This is a genomic window from Streptomyces sp. R302, from assembly GCF_012927245.1.
Classification (GTDB): domain Bacteria; phylum Actinomycetota; class Actinomycetes; order Streptomycetales; family Streptomycetaceae; genus Streptomyces.
Window position 1 is genome coordinate 161,403 of record NZ_JABBGE010000013.1, and the last position, 17,107, is coordinate 178,509.

Below are 17,107 nucleotides of genomic sequence, written 5' to 3' on the forward strand. Positions count from 1 at the left end.
GGTCCGCCCGTGGCGCCGCGGGCCGCCGGACCGGACCGCCTTCTCTCTCGCGGGCCCGCCACGGGCCCCTTCACCGAGCCGGAGTGTCTCCACATGAACCTGTCCCGCGTCGCCCTCGCCGCCGGCACCGCCGCCGCCTCCGTCGTCCTCCTGTCGGGCACGGCCTTCGCCCATGTGAGCGTGCAGCCGCAGGGCGAGGCCGCCAAGGGCGGCTACGCGACCGTGAACATCAAGGTCCCGAACGAGCGCGACAACGCCTCCACCGTGAAGCTGGAGGTCAACTTCCCGCTCGACCACCCGCTCGCCTCCGTCATGCCGCAGCCCGTTCCCGGCTGGAAGACCGAGGTCACCAAGTCCAAGCTGGACAAGCCGCTGACCCTGCACGGCAAGCAGATCAACGAGGCCGTCTCCAAGGTGACCTGGACCGCGGACGGCTCGAAGATCGGCCCCGGCCAGTTCCAGCAGTTCCCGCTCTCCCTCGGCCAGCTGCCGGAGGACGCCGACCAGCTCGTCCTCAAGGCCATCCAGACCTACGACAACAACGAGGTCGTGCGCTGGATCGAGGAGCAGAAGGGCTCCGAGGAACCGCAGAACCCGGCCCCGGTCCTGAAGCTCTCGGCCGCCGGCGCCGACCACCACGGCGGCGGCGCCGCGCCCACCGCCTCGGCCTCCGCCGCGGCGGACGCGAAGGCCGGTCACGAGCACGGGGACGGCGACCACACCGAGACCGCGTCCGGCTCCTCCAGCGACACCACGGCCCGCGTCCTCGGCGTCGTCGGCATCCTCGTCGGCATCGCCGGCGTCGCCTTCGGCGTCCTCTACGGCCGCCGCCGCTCGGCCTGAGGCACCCCCGCCACGACCCGCACCCCCGGCATGTCTCGTACTTCCCGTACTCCGAAAGACACTCATCGCATGTCCACAGAGAAGACGTCCCCGTCGCAGAGCGGCGGGGACGGCACCACAGGCCGCCCCGGACGGCGCACCCCGCTGATCATCGCCGCCGTCGCCATCGTCGCCGCCCTCGGCATCACCGCCGCGGTCGGGCTCGGCGGCGACGACGAGAAGGACGCCTCGTCCTCCGGCATCGCCCGGATCGAGGGCGTCACCGAGAAGACCCGGGCCGCCACCGTCCTCGACCGCCCCTTCACCAAGCCCGACCTCGTCCTCACCGACACCAAGGGCGAGCGCTACGACCTGCGCGAGCGCACCAAGGGCAAGCCGACGCTCATCTACTTCGGCTACACCAACTGCCCCGACGTGTGCCCGCTGACGATGAGCAACATCGCCATCGCCAAGAAGCAGCTCCCCAAGGCCGACCAGGACAAGCTCCAGGTCGTCTTCGTCACCACCGACCCCGAGCGGGACACGTCCGCCTCGCTGGCCAAGTGGCTGCCGGGCTTCGGCGACCCGTCCTTCACCGGGCTCACCGGCGACTTCGCGACGATCCAGGCGGGCGCCCGCTCGATCGGCATCGGCATCGACCCGCCGAAGAAGGAGAAGGACGGCACCGTCGTCTCCATGCACGGCGCCCAGGTCATCGCCTTCTCCCCCACCACCGACCAGGGCTACGTCCTGTACGGGGAGGACGCCACCGTCGACGACTACGCCAAGGACCTGCCGAAGATCATCAAGGGGGAGAACCCGTGACCCGCCGCACCACCGCCCTTTCCGCCTCCGTCGCGCTCGCCGCCGCGCTCGCGCTCACCGGGTGCTCGTCCGACGGCGGGAAGCCCGAGCTGAAGGTCAGCGGCGCGTACATGCCCCAGCCCGTGACGGACATGGCCGGCGGCTTCCTCATCATCGAGAACACCGGCGACACCGCCGACAAGCTCACCTCGGTCACCAGCCCGCTCTCGGACGACGTCACGATGCACGAGACGAAGAACCAGAAGATGGAGATGGTGAAGGCCTTCGACATCCCCGCCAACGGGGAGCTGAAGCTGGCCCGGGGCGGCAACCACCTCATGTTCATGGAGCTGAAGAAGAAGCCGAAGCAGGGCGAGAAGGTCAGCGTCGAGCTGCACTTCGAGAAGGCCGACCCGATCACGGTCGAGCTGCCCGTCGAAGCCACCAACCACAACCCGCAGCAGCACTGAGCTCGTTGACGGAGTGACACAGTGACGACAACCACCGCCCCCCGCCTCGGTACCGCCCTGGCCCGGCTGCTCGTACTCGCGGCCGCGCTCCTGGGCATGCTCCTCGCCGGCGCCGCCCCCGCCTCCGCGCACGCGGCGCTGACCGGGAGCGACCCCGGCGACGGGGCGGTGGTCGCCACCGCTCCCAAGGAGGTCGGCCTCATCTTCTCGGAACAGGTCGCGATGAGCGCCGACTCGATCCGGGTCCTCGACCCCTCGGGCCGGCGCGCCGACACCGGCGAGATCATCAACCTGTGCAGCGGTGCCGTCGTCAAGTACGGAGTGGCCCTGCGGGCCGGTCTGCCGGACGGCACCTACACCGTCGCCTGGCAGACCGTCTCCGCCGACAGCCACCCCATCGCCGGGGCCTTCACCTTCTCCATCGGCGCCCCCTCCGCCACCTCGGTCGCGCTGCCCGAGCAGACGGCCGGCGGCGGGGTCGTCGGCGCCCTCTACGGGATCGCGCGCTATCTGTCGTACGCGGGCTTCGCCGTCCTCGTCGGCGGCGGCGCCTTCGTGCTGCTGTGCTGGCCGCGCGGCGCGGGCGTCCGGCCCGTGCAGCGGACCGTGGTCCGGGGCTGGCTGACCCTCACCGGCGCCACCCTGGCCATGCTGCTGCTCCGCGGCCCGTACACCGGCTCCGGCAGGCTCGCCGACGTCTTCGACCTGGCCGGGCTCCAGGCCGTGCTCCAGACCAAGACGGGGGCCGCGCTCACCTCCCGGCTGCTGCTGCTCGGGGCGGCCGCGCTCTTCGTCGCCGTCCTCTTCGGCGCGTACGCCCGGCGCACCGACCCCAAGGAGCGCAAGGACCTCGCCTTCGGCCTGGGCCTCGGCGGCACCGTGGTCGCCGCGGGCATCGCCGGCACCTGGGCGCTCGCCGAGCACGCCTCCACCGGCATCCAGCCCGGCATCGCCATGCCGGTCGACATCCTGCACCTCCTGGCGGTCGCCGCCTGGCTCGGCGGGCTCACCACCCTGCTGGTCGCCCTCTACCGGGCGCCCTCCGTCGAGCGCGCGGCCGTCGAGCGCTTCTCCCGGGTCGCCTTCGTCTCGGTCGCCGCCCTGGTGGCCACCGGCCTCTACCAGTCCTGGCGCCAGGTCGGCTCCTGGTCCGCCCTCACCGGCACCCGGTACGGGCAGCTGCTCCTGGTGAAGATCGGCCTGATGGCGGTACTCGTCGGCATCGCCTGGATATCCCGCCGCTGGACCCGTCGCCTGGCGGATCGGACGGCGTCGGAGACCGGGGAGGAGGAGCTTGAGCCTGATCCGGAGAGCGCCGAAGAGGAGCTTCAGGAGCAGGACCCTCAGGACGGGCCCGATCCCGAGCGGGCCGCCCAGCTCGCCCGGCAGCGGGCCGCCGTGGCCACCGCCCGGCGGAAGAAGGCGCGGGACGCGGACCCCGAGCGGACCGGCCTGCGCCGCTCGGTGCTGACCGAGGCCGCCGTGGCCGTCGTCCTGCTCGCCGTGACCACCGTCCTCACCTCCACCGAGCCCGGCCGCACCGAGGAGGCCGCCCGGAACGGCGGGACGACGGCCGGCTCGGCCGCGGTGCCCGACCGCCCGGTCGACATCCGCCTCCCCTTCGACACCGGCGGCGTGGACGGCGAGGGCGTCGTCCGGCTCAGCCTCGACCCGGGCCGCACCGGCGCCAACGCCCTGCACCTCTTCGTGGAGCGCCCCAACGGCAAGCCGCTGGACGTCCCCGAGATCAAGGTGAACCTCACCCTGGAGGAGAAGGGCGTCGGCCCGCTTCCCGTCGCCCCCGACCGGATCCAGACCGGGCACTGGAGCGCGAGCGGCGTCCAGCTCCCGCTGCCCGGCGAATGGCGGATCCAGGTGACGGTCCGTACCTCCGAGATCGACCAGACCACCATCGAGAAGAACGTCAAGATCGGCTGAATGACCGTGAGCAACCCCGTGACCGGCCCCGCGTCCGACGGCACCACGCCCGCCTCCACCTCCACCTCCACCTCCGCCTCCACCTCCACCTCCGTCTCCGTCTCCGACAGCGGCCACCTCGACATCTCCCGGCGCCGGCTGCTCGGCACCGTCGGCGCGGCGGGCGCGGCCGGCCTGGTGATCGGCGCCGCCGGCGGTGCCGGGATCGCGGCGGCCGTCTCGGAGGACGGCACCGCCACGCCCGGGGCCGGCGGCTCCGGCGCCCTCACCTCGGTGGGGGCCACCGAGGTGGGCTTCCACGGGCGCCATCAGCCCGGGATCACCACCCCGCTGCAGTCGCGGGGCCATCTGATCGCCTTCGACCTCGCGCCGGGCGCGGGCCGCAGGGAGGCCGCCGCGCTGCTGCGCCGCTGGTCGGCGACGGCGCGGACGCTGATGGCGGGGGAGGCGCCGGCGTCCGGGGACACCGGGATCGCGCTGGACGCGGGCCCGTCCTCCCTCACGGTCACCTTCGGCTTCGGCCGCACCTTCTTCGACCGGACCGGCCTCGCCGCCCGGCGCCCGGCGCAGCTCGACCCGCTGCCCGCCTTCTCCTCCGACGCGGTCGACCCGAAGCGCTCCGAGGGCGACCTGTGGGTGCAGATCGGGGCGGACGACGCCCTGGTCGCCTTCCACGCGCTGCGCGCGCTCCAGAAGGACGCCGGGGACGCTGCCCGGGTCCGCTGGCAGATGAACGGCTTCAACCGCTCGGCCGGGGCGACCGCGCGCCCGATGACGGCCCGGAACCTGATGGGGCAGGTCGACGGCACGAACAACCCGAAGACCACCGACCCCGACTTCGACCGGCGGATCTTCGTCCCGGCCGGGGCGCCCGGCGCCCAGGACTGGATGGCGGGCGGCTCCTACGCGGTCGTGCGGCGGATCCGGATGCTCCTGGACGACTGGGAGGGGCTGGCGCGGGAGAAACAGGAGCGGGTCATCGGCCGCCGCAAGGCGGACGGGGCGCCGCTCTCGGGCGGCTCGGAGACCACTCCGCTGGACCTGGACAAGCTGGGCCCGGACGGAAAGCCCGTCATCCCCGACAACGCCCATGCCCGGATCTCCGCCCCCGAACAGAACGGCGGGGCGGCGATGCTGCGCCGGCCCTTCTCCTTCCACGACGGGATCGACGCGGACGGCACCCCGGACGCCGGACTCCTCTTCGTCTGCTGGCAGGCGGACCCGCTGCGCGGCTTCGTGCCCGTGCAGCGGAAGCTCGACCGGGGCGACGCGCTGTCGGCCTTCATCCGGCACGAGTCGAGCGGTCTCTACGCCGTACCGGGCGGGGCCGCCGAGGGCGAGTACGTCGGCCAGCGGCTGCTGGAGTCCTGAGGCCGGGCCGAGGGCTGAGACGGGGCGGGGCAGGGCGCCGGGGCGCATTAGGGTGACGGTATGTCCGCCACCCGGTACACCTACCTCGGTCCCGAAGGCACGTTCACGGAGGCCGCGCTGCGGAGCCTGCCCGAGGCGGCCACGCGGGAACTCGTCCCCATGGTCTCGGTCCCGGCCGCGCTCGACGCCGTACGGAACGGGGAGGCGGCCGCCGCGCTCGTCCCGATCGAGAACTCGGTCGAGGGCGGGGTGACGGCGACCCTCGACGAGCTGGCCTCCGGCGAGCCGCTGATGATCTACCGCGAGGTGCTGCTGCCGATCGCCTTCGCGCTGCTCGTGCGCCCCGGGACCGCGCTGTCGGACGTCAAGACGGTGACGGGCCATCCGGTGGCCCAGCCGCAGGTGCGCAACTGGCTGCGCAAGCACCTCCCGGAGGCGGTGTGGGAGTCGGCGGCGTCCAACGCGGACGGCGCCCGGCTGGTGCAGGAGGGGCGGTTCGACGCGGCCTTCGCGGGTGAGTTCGCGGCGGCGACGTACGGCCTGGAGGCACTGGTCAAGGAGATCCACGACGCGGAGAACGCGGAGACGCGGTTCGTGCTCGTGGGCCGGCCGGCCCGGCCGGCGGCGCCGACCGGCGCGGACAAGACCTCGGTGGTGCTGTGGCTGGGTGACGATCATCCGGGTGCCCTTCTGGAACTCCTGCAGGAGTTCGCGGTGCGTGGGGTGAACCTGATGCTGATCCAGTCCCGGCCGACGGGGGCGGGGATCGGGAACTACTGCTTCGCCGTGGACGCCGAGGGCCATGTCTCGGACCGGCGGGTCGCCGAGGCGCTGATGGGTCTGAAGCGGATCTGCCCGCAGGTGCGCTTCCTCGGCTCGTATCCGCGTGCGGGTGCGTCCCGCGCGGACGTGAGGCCGCTGCGGCGGGGGACCTCGGACGAAGAGTTCACGGCTGCCTCCGACTGGCTGGCGAGGGCCCAGGACGGCAGGGCCTGACCGCGATAGTGACCGAGCCGCGCGGTTCGTGCGTTCGTTCGTCCACAGGCAGGCATCATTAGTCCTACCTGCATACTTTTCGGTTTCCCCCATCACTTATCCACAGGGCCAGCGGGCAGGCTGGGGACAAGTCGACTCCCGTCCCCGACAAGGTCGACAAATCACCCCCGTCACCCCTCGCGCACATGGCCTCCATCCACAGGCCCCACCGCCGTGCACGTCAGAGCGGGCCCACCCCACTCACCCTCCGGAGCGAGCGATTCCCCTCGAAATGAGTGCGGGAATGGTGTTTGATCACGCAATTCGGAGGTGACGGTCCCGGAATCCACAGAACTTCCTCACACCCTGTGGATAACTCGATTCCCTGGAATTTCGAGAACCGCAACAAGGCCCTCAATTCGGGCATACCAACACGCCCTCCTTTATCCGGTGAGGGCGCACGAGCACACACCGGTAGCCTGGTGGGGTGATTGACCTTCGCCTGCTCCGTGAGGACCCCGACCGTGTTCGCGCCTCCCAGCGCGCCCGTGGAGAGGACGTCGGCCTCGTCGACGCCCTGCTCTCCGCCGATGAGCGGCGCAGGTCGTCCGGCGTCCGCTTCGACGAGCTCCGTTCCGAGCAGAAGGCGCTCGGAAAGCTGATCCCCAAGGCCACCCCCGAGGAGCGCGCCGAGCTCCTCCAGCGCGCCGAACAGCTCAAGACCGACGTCAAGGCCGCCGAGGCCGAGCAGAACGAGGCCGACGAGACGGCCCGTGCGCTCCTCCTCCGGCTCGGCAACATCGTCCACGAGGACGTGCCGGTCGGCGGCGAGGAGGACTTCGTCGTCCTGGAGACGCACGGCACCATCCGCGACTTCGCCGCCGAGGGCTTCGAGCCCAAGGACCACCTGGAGCTCGGCGAGGCGCTCGGCGCCATCGACGTCGAGCGCGGCGCCAAGGTCTCCGGCTCGCGCTTCTACTACCTGACCGGCGTCGGCGCGCTCCTGGAGCTCGCGCTGGTCAACGCCGCCATCGCGCAGGCCACCGAGGCCGGCTTCATCCCGATGCTCACCCCCGCGCTGGTCCGCCCGCGCGCCATGGAGGGCACCGGCTTCCTCGGCCAGGCCGCGGAGAACGTGTACCACCTGGAGAAGGACGACTACTACCTGGTCGGCACCTCCGAGGTCCCGCTCGCCGCGTACCACATGGACGAGATCATCGACGCCGACAAGCTGCCGCTGCGGTACGCGGGCTTCTCGCCCTGCTTCCGCCGCGAGGCCGGCACGTACGGCAAGGACACCCGCGGCATCTTCCGCGTCCACCAGTTCGACAAGGTCGAGATGTTCTCGTACGTCGCGCCCGAGGACGCGGAGAACGAGCACAAGCGGCTCCTGGACTGGGAGAAGCAGTGGCTCACCTCCCTGGAGCTGCCCTTCCAGGTGATCGACGTCGCCACCGGTGACCTCGGCGCCTCCGCCTCCCGCAAGTTCGACTGCGAGGCGTGGATCCCGACCCAGGGCAAGTACCGCGAGCTGACCTCGGCGTCCAACTGCGACGGCTTCCAGGCCCGCCGCCTGTCGGTCCGCATGCGCGAGGAGCAGGGCGGCAAGAAGACCGTCCAGCCGCTCGCCACGCTGAACGGCACGCTGTGCGCCGTCCCGCGCACCATCGTCGCCATCCTGGAGAACCACCAGCTCGCCGACGGTTCGGTGCGCGTCCCGGAGGTCCTCCGGCCGTACCTGGGCGGGCGCGAGGTCCTGGAGCCGATCGCCAAGTGAGCGCCTTCCCCTACCGCCTGGTCGCGACGGACCTCGACGGCACGCTGCTGCGGGCCGACGAGTCCGTCTCGGACCGCACCCGGGAGGCGCTCGCCGCGGTGACGGCGGCCGGTGCCGCGCACATCGTCGTCACCGGCCGGGCGGTGCCCTGGACCCGTCACATCCTCGACGACCTCGGCTACGAGGGGATCGCGGTGTGCGGCCAGGGCGCGCAGGTCTACCACGCAGGCGAGCACCGGCTGCTGACCTCCCTCACCCTGGACCGGCAGCTCGCCGGGCTCGCCCTGTCCAAGATCGAGGCGGAGATCGGCCCGCTGGCGCTGGCCGCGAGCCGGGACGGCCTGGAGGGCGAGGTCCTGGTGGGCCCCGGCTACCGGGCCCAGGAGGGCCCGCTGCCGTTCGTGCCGTTCGAGGACCCGGCCGAGGTGTGGGCTGCGCCGCTCACCAAGCTCTACCTCCAGCACCCGACGATGAGCGACGACGAGCTGACCGCCGTCGCGCGCGCCACCGTCGGCGGCCTCGTCGACGTGGTCATGGCGGGCCCGGGGATCGTGGAGATCCTGCCGCTCGGCCTGAGCAAGGCCACCGGCCTCTCGCTGGCGGCGCGCCGGCTGGGCGTGAAGGCGGCGGAGACCATCGCCTTCGGCGACATGCCCAACGACATCCCGATGTTCGGCTGGGCCGCGCGCGGGGTCGCGATGGGCAACGCGCACGAGGAGCTGCGGGCGGTCGCGGACGAGGTGACCGACTCCAACGAGGAGGACGGCATCGCGGTCGTCCTGGAGCGTCTGATGGCGGTCTGACCCGCGTCCCGTACCACCACGGATTCCGTGCGAAGGCCCGCTCCCTGAGGGAGCGGGCCTTCGTCGGTCGCGGCCCGCGCGGACCGGAGATCCGCGCGCTCGAAGCGGCCGCCACCGGGGGATCCCCCGTTTCCCCCGCACAACTAGTGTGCGCCGGGCGGCCGTTCGGTCGCGAACGGTTTTCCGTGCGCCGGACGCCGGGTGAGCGGGTAGCAGGCGAGGCCGATGGCGAGCGAGAGGGCGTGCCCGAGGTCGGTGAAGGTGCGGTCCGTGAGCAGCGGGACGAGGAAGAAGGCCAGCGCGGCGGCCAGGTAGAGCCATCGCCAGGGGCGGGCGATGCGGTAGGTCAGGATCCCCGCGGAGGCGGCGAGGCCGTAGCTGACGCCGATGTCGACGACGTGCGCCATGCTGCGGGGCACGTCGTGGTGGGTGATCGCGTAGAGGACGACCTGCTGGCTGACGAGGGTGGCGGCGATGTGGGCGGTGGCCACCGTGAAGAGCCACTTGGGTGTGCCCAGCCAGCGCTCCACGGGCGCGTGGAAGAGCTCGAAGAGGAGCGCGTAGAAGACCAGTGCGGCCGGATCCTGGATCCAGAAGGCGCTGGCGAGCAGGGCGCGGACCGGGTGGCGGGCGAGCTGGTAGAGGTTGCTGCTGTTGCGGTGCAGCAGATAGGTCTCGAAGCCGTCGGGCGAGAGGGCGAGGACGAGGCTGGTGACCGCGATGACCGCGAGCCAGAGATGCGTACCGGGTGACGAACGCACCCACGACCTGATCGGTCGGGACGGTTCGCCACCCGGAGTGGTTTCGCTCGGCACCTGTCAGTGCCTATCACCTGAAGCCGTGGGGCCCGGTGAGGCCTGGCGGTGCCTGACGGGACCTCAGAAGTTGATCATGTGGCCGGCGATGCCGTGGATCGCTTCCTTGACGGCCTCGCCCAGGGTCGGGTGGGCGTGGACGTTCCGCGCGACCTCGTGGACGGTGAGGTCCCACTGCTGGGCCAGGGTCAGCTCCGGCAGCAGCTCGGTGACGTCCGGGCCGATCAGGTGGGCGCCGACGATCTCGCCGTACTTGGCGTCGGCGACGATCTTGACGAAGCCGGTGGAGTCGCCGAGGCCGTGCGCCTTGCCGTTCGCCATGAAGGGGAACTTGGCGACCTTGACGTCGTAGCCCTTCTCGCGGGCCTGCGCCTCGGTGTAGCCGAAGCTCGCGATCTGCGGCTGGCAGTAGGTCGCGCGCGGGATCATCGCGTAGTCGAGCTCCATGGTCTCGGCGCCCGCGATGGTCTCGGCGGCGATGACGCCCATGGCCTCGGCGGTGTGCGCGAGCATCAGCTTCGCGGTGACGTCGCCGATGGCGTAGATGTGCGGGACCGAGGTGCGGCTGCGGCCGTCCACGTCGATGGCGCCGCGCTCGGTGAGGGCGACGCCGGCGGCCTCCAGGCCGTAGCCGGTGACGTTCGGCGCGAAGCCGATGGCCTGGAGGACCTTGTCGGCCTCCAGGACCTTGCTCGCGCCGTCCTTGCCGGTGACGGTGACGCGGACCTGCGGGCCGGACTCGTCGATGGCGTCCACGCGGGTCGAGGTGAGGACGTCGATGCCGAGCTTGCGGTACTGCTTCGCCAGCTCCTTCGACACCTCCTCGTCCTCCAGCGGGGCCATCCGGTCGAGGAACTCGACGATGGTGACCTTGGTGCCGTAGTTGTTCAGCACGTACGCGAACTCGATGCCGATCGCACCGGCGCCGGCGATGATGATCGACTTCGGAGCGTCCTCGGCGAGGATCTGCTGCTCGTACGAGACGACGCGGTCGCTCAGCGCGGTGCCGGGCAGCAGGCGCGGGCTGGCACCGGTGGCGATGATGCAGTTCTCGAAGGTGATCGTCTGCGTGGTGCCGTCGGCCTTCGCCACCTGGAGGGTGTGCGCGTCGAGGAAGGTGCCCCGGCCGTCGAACTCCGTGATGCCGTTCTTCTTCATCAGGAAGTGGACGCCCTTGACGCGGCCGTCCGCGACGGTGCGACTGCGGTTGAACGCCTCGCGGTAGTCGAAGGAGACCGTGCCGTCGACCTTGATGCCGAAGGTCTTGGCCTCGTGGTTGAAGATGTGCGCCAGTTCGGCGTTGCGGAGCAGCGCCTTGGTGGGGATGCAGCCGACGTTCAGGCAGACACCGCCCCAGTACTTCTCCTCGACGACCGCGACCCGCTTGCCCAGCTGGGCGGCGCGGATGGCGGCGACGTAGCCGCCGGGGCCAGCTCCGAGTACGACGACGTCGAAGCGGTCTGACATGACTGACTCCCGAGGGTGATGAGGGTGTTCGGTGCACGTACGAGCCCACAGTAGTCCGGTCGTCCCCGAGCGGCCGGGGTGATCCGCCACACCTGTGGACGACTTGTAGGATGACTGGGCAACCGGGTGATCGATCGGATCGGGAGGTACGGGACGGATGGCGGCACTGAGAGCGGCGGGGCGGACCTCGCTGGTGGACTCCGCGGTGGAGCAGCTGCGGGCCCAGCTCGCCGAGGGCGAGTGGTCCGTCGGCGACCGCATCCCCACCGAGCACGAGCTCGCCCAGCAGCTCGGCGTCGGCCGCAACACGGTCCGCGAGGCGATCCGCGTCCTCGTCCACGCCGGGCTCCTGGAGTCCCGGCAGGGCAACGGCACCTTCGTCCGCTCCACCGCCGACCCGGCCGCCGTCCTGCGCGGGGTCCGGCACGCGGGCGCGGGCGATGTCCTGGAGCTGCGGACCGCCCTGGAGGCGGAGGCGGCCAGGCTCGCCGCCGAGCGGCGGGACACCCACGACCTGCTGCGGCTGCGGGCCGCCCTGACCACCCTGCGCGAGGAGGGCGACCGGGACGCCGACGCCGACCTCGCCTTCCACCTCGCCGTGGTCGGCGCCACCCACAACGCCGCCTTCATCGAGGTCTACCGCTTCTTCTCCACCCAGGTCCACGAGGTGCTCGTCGAGGCGCTCGGCGACCGCGCGATGCCTCCGGTCGACATCGACGCCCACGAGGCCCTGGTCGCCGCCGTCGAGGCGGGCGACGCGGACGCCGCCGAACGCCAGGCCCGCGAGCTGCTGCGGAGACCGGCGGAGACCGTGGCGGCGCTCACGGCGGAGCGCTCCGACGGGACGCGGGCGTGAGGGGTACGGAGACGGACCACGCGCGCGTGCTGGTCGACGCCGAGGCGGACGTACGGCCCTCGACAGCGGGGGCGGCCACCCGGCGGACGCTGCCCGCCCGTCCGGTGCTGCTGCTCGCCGGCATCGTGCTCGCCTCGCTCAACATGCGGGTCGCGCTGGCGAGCGTGGCGCCGCTGGTCGGCGAGATCGCCGGGAAATTCGGCCTGTCCTCGACGGCCGGCTCCCTCATCACCTCGATCCCGGTGCTCTTCCTGGGGCTCGGCGCGCTCGTCGCCCCGTGGCTCGGCCGCCGATTCGGCGCCGAGCGGACGGTCCTCGCCGCACTGCTGCTGCTCGCCGGCGGCATCCTGGTGCGCCTGCTGCCGTCGGTCCTGGCGCTGTACGGCGGCGGGGTCCTCGTCGGCACCGCGATCGCCCTGCTCAACGTGCTGATGCCGGGGCTGATCAAGAGGGACTTCCCGGACCGGGCGGCCGCGATGACCTCCGTCTACACGGGGGCGATGGTCGCCGGGGCCACGATCGCCGCGGCGGCGGCCGTGCCCCTGGAGGAGGCCCTCGGCGGCGGCTGGCAGGGCTCGCTCGGCTTCTGGTCGGTGCTCGCCGTCGTGGCGGCGGTGGGCTGGCTGCCCCAGGTGCTGATCGCCCGGGGCCGTACCGGGCACGAGGTACGGGCCGTCCCGGCCGCCGGTGCCGCGCCCACGCGCGTGTGGCGCTCGGCCCTCGCCTGGCAGGTGACCCTCTTCATGGGCCTGCAGTCGGTCTGGTCGTACGTGCTGATCGCCTGGATGCCGACGATCTTCACCGACCACGGGATGAGCCGCTCCGAGGCCGGTGTGGTCTTCGCCTTCAACAACCTGATCCAGATCGCCGGGGCCTTCGTGGTGCCGCTGCTCGCGGGCCGCAGGCGCAGCCAGCGCCCGCTGGTGGTGCTGGTGACGGCGATGGTCGCGGCCGGGTACGCGGGGCTGCTCGTCGCCCCGGCCGAGGGGGCGTGGCTCTGGGCCGCGGTCCTCGGCATCGGTCAGGGCGGGGCCCTGGGGCTCGCCCTGACCCTGATCGTGCTGCGGACCGGGGACGCCCCGACGGCCGCCCGGCTCTCCGGGATGGCGCAGACGGTCGGCTACCTGCTGGCCGCCGCCGGGCCGCTCGCGGCCGGGGCCCTGCACCAGGCGACCGGCTCGTGGACGGTGCCGATCACGCTGGTCCTCGGGGTGTGCGCGGCGGCCGCGGGCGTCGGCCTGCTCGCCGCCCGCGACCGTACCGTCTGAGACCGACCCGGGAAGGTGTCTACTCCTCGCCGGCCAGCGTCAGCGTGCGCAGCTTGTGACCGGCGAACCAGGTGGCGCCGAGGGTGACGGCGACCAGGAGGACCGTCGCCGTCGACAGGGCCACGTCCGAGCTGATCAGCCCGTCGCCGGTGACCTTCTCGGCGAGCGCCAGCGCCCACTGCTGGACGCTGAGGGTGCGGGCGCCGGCGATCAGGGAGCCGAAGAGCGCCTCCCAGACCAGGGCGTAGACGAGGCCGATCACCACGGCGTGCCGGCTGATCGTGCCGAGCAGCAGGAAGAGCGCGCTGTAGGCGATGGAGGCGACCAGCGCTGCGACCGTGTAGGCGACGGCGACCTGCTGGCCGTTCCCGTTCAGGATGAAGCCGGCGATCAGCGTGGGCACGGCCGAGAAGGCCATGGTCACGGCGATGGCCACGATCAGCTTGGTCATGATGATCGTCGGGCGCTTCACCGGCTTGGAGAGCAGATAGACGATCGAGCCGTCGTCGATCTCCGGGCCGATCGCGCCGGTGCCCGCGATGACGCCGATCAGCGGCACCATCGTGGCGAGCGCGAAGCCGCCGAGGAGGTCGGCCGCGACCTGGTCGTCCGCGCCGTTGATGACGCGGACGGCCGTGGCGATGAGCAGGAGCAGCCCGGGCAGGAGGAAGAGGATCGCCGCCCGGCGGCGGCCGAGGAGGGCCCGGTAGGTGAGCCGGGCGACCGTGGGGTCGTACATCGGGGTCGTGCTCCTTTCAGGCCGCGACGAGATACGAGAAGACGGATTCGAGGGACTCGTCGGACGGCGAGACCGTCAGCAGCCGGATCCCACGCGCGCGTGCCACCTGCGGCAGCAGTTCGGTGAACCGTCCGAAGTCGACGGCCTGGATCCGCAGTCCGCCCTCCACCGCGTCGACCTCGATGCCGGCCGTGGACGGGTCGGCGATCAGCGCGGCGGCGAGCGCCCGGTCGTCGCTGGAGCGGATCAGATAGCGGTGCGGCCGGTCGGTCATCAGGCGGCGGATCCGCCGGAAGTCGCCGGAGGCGGCGTGCCGGCCGGCGACGATCACCTCGATGTGCGAGGCGAGCTGCTCGACCTCCTCCAGGATGTGCGAGGAGAAGAGGACCGTGCGGCCCTCGGCGCCCATCCGGCGCAGCAGCTCCATGAGCTGCATCCGCTGGCGCGGGTCCATGCCGTTGAACGGCTCGTCGAGCAGCAGCACGGACGGCTCGTGGACGAGGGCCGAGGCCATCTTCACGCGCTGCCGCATGCCCTTGCTGTACGTGGCGATCTTCCGGTCCTGCGCGTGCTCCATCTCGACGGTCGCGAGGGCCTTCTGGGCCTCCGCCGCGCCGAGGCCCTGGAGCTCCGCGTTGGCCACCACGAACTCGCGGCCGGTGAGGAAGTCGTACATCGCCTCCCGCTCGGGGACGACGCCGATGGAGCGGTAGACCGACTCGTTGCGCCAGACCGGCTCGCCGTCGAGGGTCACCTTGCCCGTGGAGGGGTCGAGGAAGCCGCCCATCATGTTGATGAGGGTGGACTTCCCGGCGCCGTTGGGGCCGAGGAGGCCGGTCACGCCGGGGCCGATCGACATGGTGACGTCGTTGACGGCGACGACGTTGCCGAACCAGCGGGAGACGTGGTCGATGTGCAGGGTGCTCACAGTCCGACCTTCCGGTAGCGGGCCATCAGGATGCCGTAGCAGCCGGCGATGAGGCCGAGGACGACCACGAGGTAGACCACGCCGGTCCCGGCCCCGACCGGCACCTCGCCGGGGAAGGAGGCGGGGGCGCCGAGGAAGGCGTTCTGCAGGCCGATGATCAGGGTGAGGGGGGAGAAGAGGCCGAGCCAGGCGATGGCGTCGGTGTTCTCGGTGGCGTAGGAGATGCCCTGGAGGGTGGAGACCGCGCCGTAGGAGATGGTGAGGACGGCGATCACCGCGGCGACGCCGAAGCCGCGGCGCGGGGTGAGCGCGGCCATGACGAGGCCGATGCCGCCGAAGAGCACCGAAAGGAGTGCGACGGAGACGAGGCCCTGGCCGAAGAGTTTGGCCTGCTCGGCGAAGTCCATCTTGGCCAGCATCGAGCCGATCCAGAGGATCAGCAGCGGGGTGACGGTGAGGATGAAGAGCGCCGAGGCCATGGCCCCGTACTTGGCGAGCACGTAGTCGACGCGCTCGATGGGGCGGGAGAAGTACAGCGGGACCGTCCGGAACCTGAGGTCGCGGGAGACCGACTGGGGGGCCTGGGAGGCCAGGTAGACGGCGATGACGAGCTGGAGGAAGATCGCGTACTGGGTGTACTCCACCGCCAGCTTGTCGGCCTTGATGTACACGGCGATCGCGACGATGATCAGCGCCGGGACGCACATCACCGCGAAGAGCAGCATCGGCAGCACCTTCGACTTGGCGCTGCGGCCCAGGCCGTACGACCCCCGCAGGGACTGCGAGAAGAGCGAGCGGCGGGCGTAGGAGCGGCCGAGCCTCGGGCCGTCGTAGGACCGGTATCCGATGTTGTGGATCCGGGTGGTGTCGGGGGCGGCCCCGGGGGCGGGGGTGCTCATCGGGCCTTGACCTCCTCGTGCTGCGCGGCTGCCTCGGGACGGAAGACCTCGGCGATGTGGTGGCGGCGCTGCTCCATGCGGACCAGGCCGAGCCCGAGGCCGGCGACGGTGTCGCGCACCAGGTCGTACGTCTCCTCGCCGGGGGCCTCCAGGAGGAGGATGTGGCCGGCGCCGGGCAGGCCGTCCTCCACGCCCGCGTGCAGGGTGACGCCGGCGGTGGTGAGGGCCGCGCGGAGGGCCGCGGTGCCGTCCGGGTGGGCGTCGGAGTCGGTGACCTCGACCGCCAGGGTCGTGGTGGTGCGGGTGAAGTCGCTGGTGGAGCTGGACCGCAGCAGTTTGCCGCCGTCGATGACGACGACGTGGTCGCAGGTCCGCTCCAGCTCGCCGAGGAGGTGGGAGGTGACGAGCACGGAGATGCCGAAGTCGGTCCAGACGCGGCGGATCAGGCCGAGCATCTCGTCCCGGCCGACCGGGTCGAGGCCGTTCGTCGGCTCGTCGAGGAGGACCAGCTTGGGGTCGTGGACCAGGGCCTGGGCCAGCTTCACCCGCTGCTTCATGCCAGTCGAGTAGCCGCCGATGGGGCGGTAGCGCTCCTCGTACAGGCCGACGTGGCGCAGGGTGTCGGCCGTCCGCTCGCGGGCGGCGGTCGGCGGCAGGCCGGACATCCGCGCCATGTGGACGACGAACTCGGTGGCCGAGACGTCCGGCGGCAGGCAGTCGTGCTCGGGCATGTACCCGACCCGCTCGCGGATCTCGGGGCCGTGCTTCGAGACGTCGAGGCCCAGGACCTCGGCGCTGCCCTCCGTGGCGGGGGAGAGGCCGAGCAGGATCTTGATCATCGTGGACTTGCCGGCTCCGTTGGCACCCACCAGTCCGGTCACACCGGGCCCGATGTCCAGGGAGAGCCGGTCGAGAGCGGTCACCCGGGGGAACCGCTTGCTGAGGCTTTCGGTGGCGATCACAGTCACGCTTCGACGGTAGTGGCGCGCGCCACAGCCGTCGTCAGCCCTACGGATCGATCCCTCTCCGACTTCCGGCGTACGAACCCTGAGGGGTGTCGCGACGAAAGTCGTCGCGGCCTCCGGGACGGAGTTTTCCACAGGGTCTCGTACACACCCCTTGACGTAGCCGCCGAGCATTGTCACATTCATCGGTGTCAAGTTACGGACGCGTAG

16 protein-coding genes are annotated in these 17,107 nt (G+C 71.8%); 10 read left to right on the top strand and 6 right to left on the bottom strand.

What is annotated here, in order from left to right; translation table 11 throughout:
• Nucleotides 1-93: 93 nt before the first annotated feature.
• The 8 genes from HHL19_RS32740 to HHL19_RS32775 all read left to right on the top strand — a co-directional run bounded on the left by HHL19_RS32740 (nt 94) and on the right by HHL19_RS32775 (nt 8,960).
• Nucleotides 94-843: a YcnI family protein gene (locus tag HHL19_RS32740; RefSeq protein WP_169094008.1), complete on the top strand. Its 750-nt coding sequence runs from the start codon at nt 94-96 to the stop codon at nt 841-843.
• Between the two features lie 69 nt (nt 844-912).
• Entirely contained in the window at nt 913-1,647 is a 735-nt protein-coding gene (locus tag HHL19_RS32745) for an SCO family protein (RefSeq protein ID WP_169094009.1), read from the top strand.
• Entirely contained in the window at nt 1,644-2,096 is a 453-nt protein-coding gene (locus HHL19_RS32750; protein WP_169094010.1) for a copper chaperone PCu(A)C, read from the top strand. The genes HHL19_RS32745 and HHL19_RS32750 overlap by 4 nt, the downstream gene beginning before the upstream one ends.
• 57 nt (nt 2,097-2,153) lie before the next feature.
• Nucleotides 2,154-4,034: a copper resistance protein CopC gene (locus tag HHL19_RS32755; RefSeq protein WP_240982028.1), complete on the top strand. Its 1,881-nt coding sequence runs from the start codon at nt 2,154-2,156 to the stop codon at nt 4,032-4,034.
• Nucleotides 4,035-5,405: an iron uptake transporter deferrochelatase/peroxidase subunit gene (gene efeB, locus HHL19_RS32760; RefSeq protein ID WP_169094011.1), complete on the top strand. Its 1,371-nt coding sequence runs from the start codon at nt 4,035-4,037 to the stop codon at nt 5,403-5,405.
• Between the two features lie 60 nt (nt 5,406-5,465).
• On the top strand, nt 5,466-6,401 hold the full coding sequence (gene pheA, locus HHL19_RS32765; RefSeq protein ID WP_169094012.1) for a prephenate dehydratase: 936 nt from the start codon (nt 5,466-5,468) through the stop codon (nt 6,399-6,401).
• A 466-nt stretch (nt 6,402-6,867) separates the two neighbouring features.
• Nucleotides 6,868-8,157, top strand: coding sequence for a serine--tRNA ligase (gene serS, locus HHL19_RS32770; RefSeq protein ID WP_169094013.1), 1,290 nt, complete (start codon nt 6,868-6,870; stop codon nt 8,155-8,157).
• Nucleotides 8,154-8,960 (top strand): HAD family hydrolase, encoded by an 807-nt coding sequence (locus tag HHL19_RS32775; RefSeq protein WP_169094014.1) that lies wholly within the window; start codon nt 8,154-8,156, stop codon nt 8,958-8,960. The genes serS and HHL19_RS32775 overlap by 4 nt, the downstream gene beginning before the upstream one ends.
• Before the next feature lie 143 nt (nt 8,961-9,103).
• Here HHL19_RS32775 and HHL19_RS32780 read toward each other — a convergent pair whose 3' ends face one another.
• Nucleotides 9,104-9,721 carry a rhomboid-like protein gene (locus tag HHL19_RS32780; RefSeq protein WP_346768504.1) on the bottom strand — a complete coding sequence of 206 codons (618 nt, stop codon included), beginning with the start codon at nt 9,719-9,721 and terminating at the stop codon, nt 9,104-9,106.
• A gap of 117 nt (nt 9,722-9,838) precedes the next feature.
• Nucleotides 9,839-11,242 (bottom strand): dihydrolipoyl dehydrogenase, encoded by a 1,404-nt coding sequence (lpdA, locus tag HHL19_RS32785; RefSeq protein WP_169094016.1) that lies wholly within the window; start codon nt 11,240-11,242, stop codon nt 9,839-9,841.
• Between the two features lie 157 nt (nt 11,243-11,399).
• On the opposite strand from lpdA, the gene HHL19_RS32790 reads away from it, so the two are divergent.
• Both HHL19_RS32790 and HHL19_RS32795 read left to right on the top strand, forming a co-directional pair.
• The gene (locus tag HHL19_RS32790; protein ID WP_169094017.1) at nt 11,400-12,098 is read left to right on the top strand and encodes a GntR family transcriptional regulator; all 699 of its coding nucleotides are present in this window, start codon (nt 11,400-11,402) and stop codon (nt 12,096-12,098) included.
• Nucleotides 12,099-12,127: 29 nt separating this feature from the next.
• Complete coding sequence (locus HHL19_RS32795; RefSeq protein ID WP_169094072.1) at nt 12,128-13,366, top strand: MFS transporter; 1,239 nt, start codon at nt 12,128-12,130, stop codon at nt 13,364-13,366.
• A 19-nt stretch (nt 13,367-13,385) separates the two neighbouring features.
• Here HHL19_RS32795 and HHL19_RS32800 read toward each other — a convergent pair whose 3' ends face one another.
• Genes HHL19_RS32800 through HHL19_RS32815 form a run of 4 tightly spaced genes read right to left on the bottom strand, consistent with a single transcriptional unit; the run spans nt 13,386 to nt 16,894 of the window.
• A complete protein-coding gene (locus tag HHL19_RS32800; RefSeq protein ID WP_169094018.1) occupies nt 13,386-14,105 on the bottom strand; it encodes an ABC transporter permease subunit in 720 nt (239 codons plus the stop codon).
• Nucleotides 14,106-14,121: 16 nt separating this feature from the next.
• A complete protein-coding gene (locus HHL19_RS32805; protein WP_169094019.1) occupies nt 14,122-15,033 on the bottom strand; it encodes an ABC transporter ATP-binding protein in 912 nt (303 codons plus the stop codon).
• Nucleotides 15,030-15,932, bottom strand: a complete 903-nt coding sequence (locus HHL19_RS32810) for an ABC transporter permease (RefSeq protein WP_169094020.1) — start codon at nt 15,930-15,932, stop codon at nt 15,030-15,032. The genes HHL19_RS32805 and HHL19_RS32810 overlap by 4 nt, the downstream gene beginning before the upstream one ends.
• The gene (locus HHL19_RS32815) at nt 15,929-16,894 is read right to left on the bottom strand and encodes an ABC transporter ATP-binding protein (RefSeq protein WP_169094073.1); all 966 of its coding nucleotides are present in this window, start codon (nt 16,892-16,894) and stop codon (nt 15,929-15,931) included. The genes HHL19_RS32810 and HHL19_RS32815 overlap by 4 nt, the downstream gene beginning before the upstream one ends.
• Between the last annotated feature and the right edge of the window lie 213 nt (nt 16,895-17,107).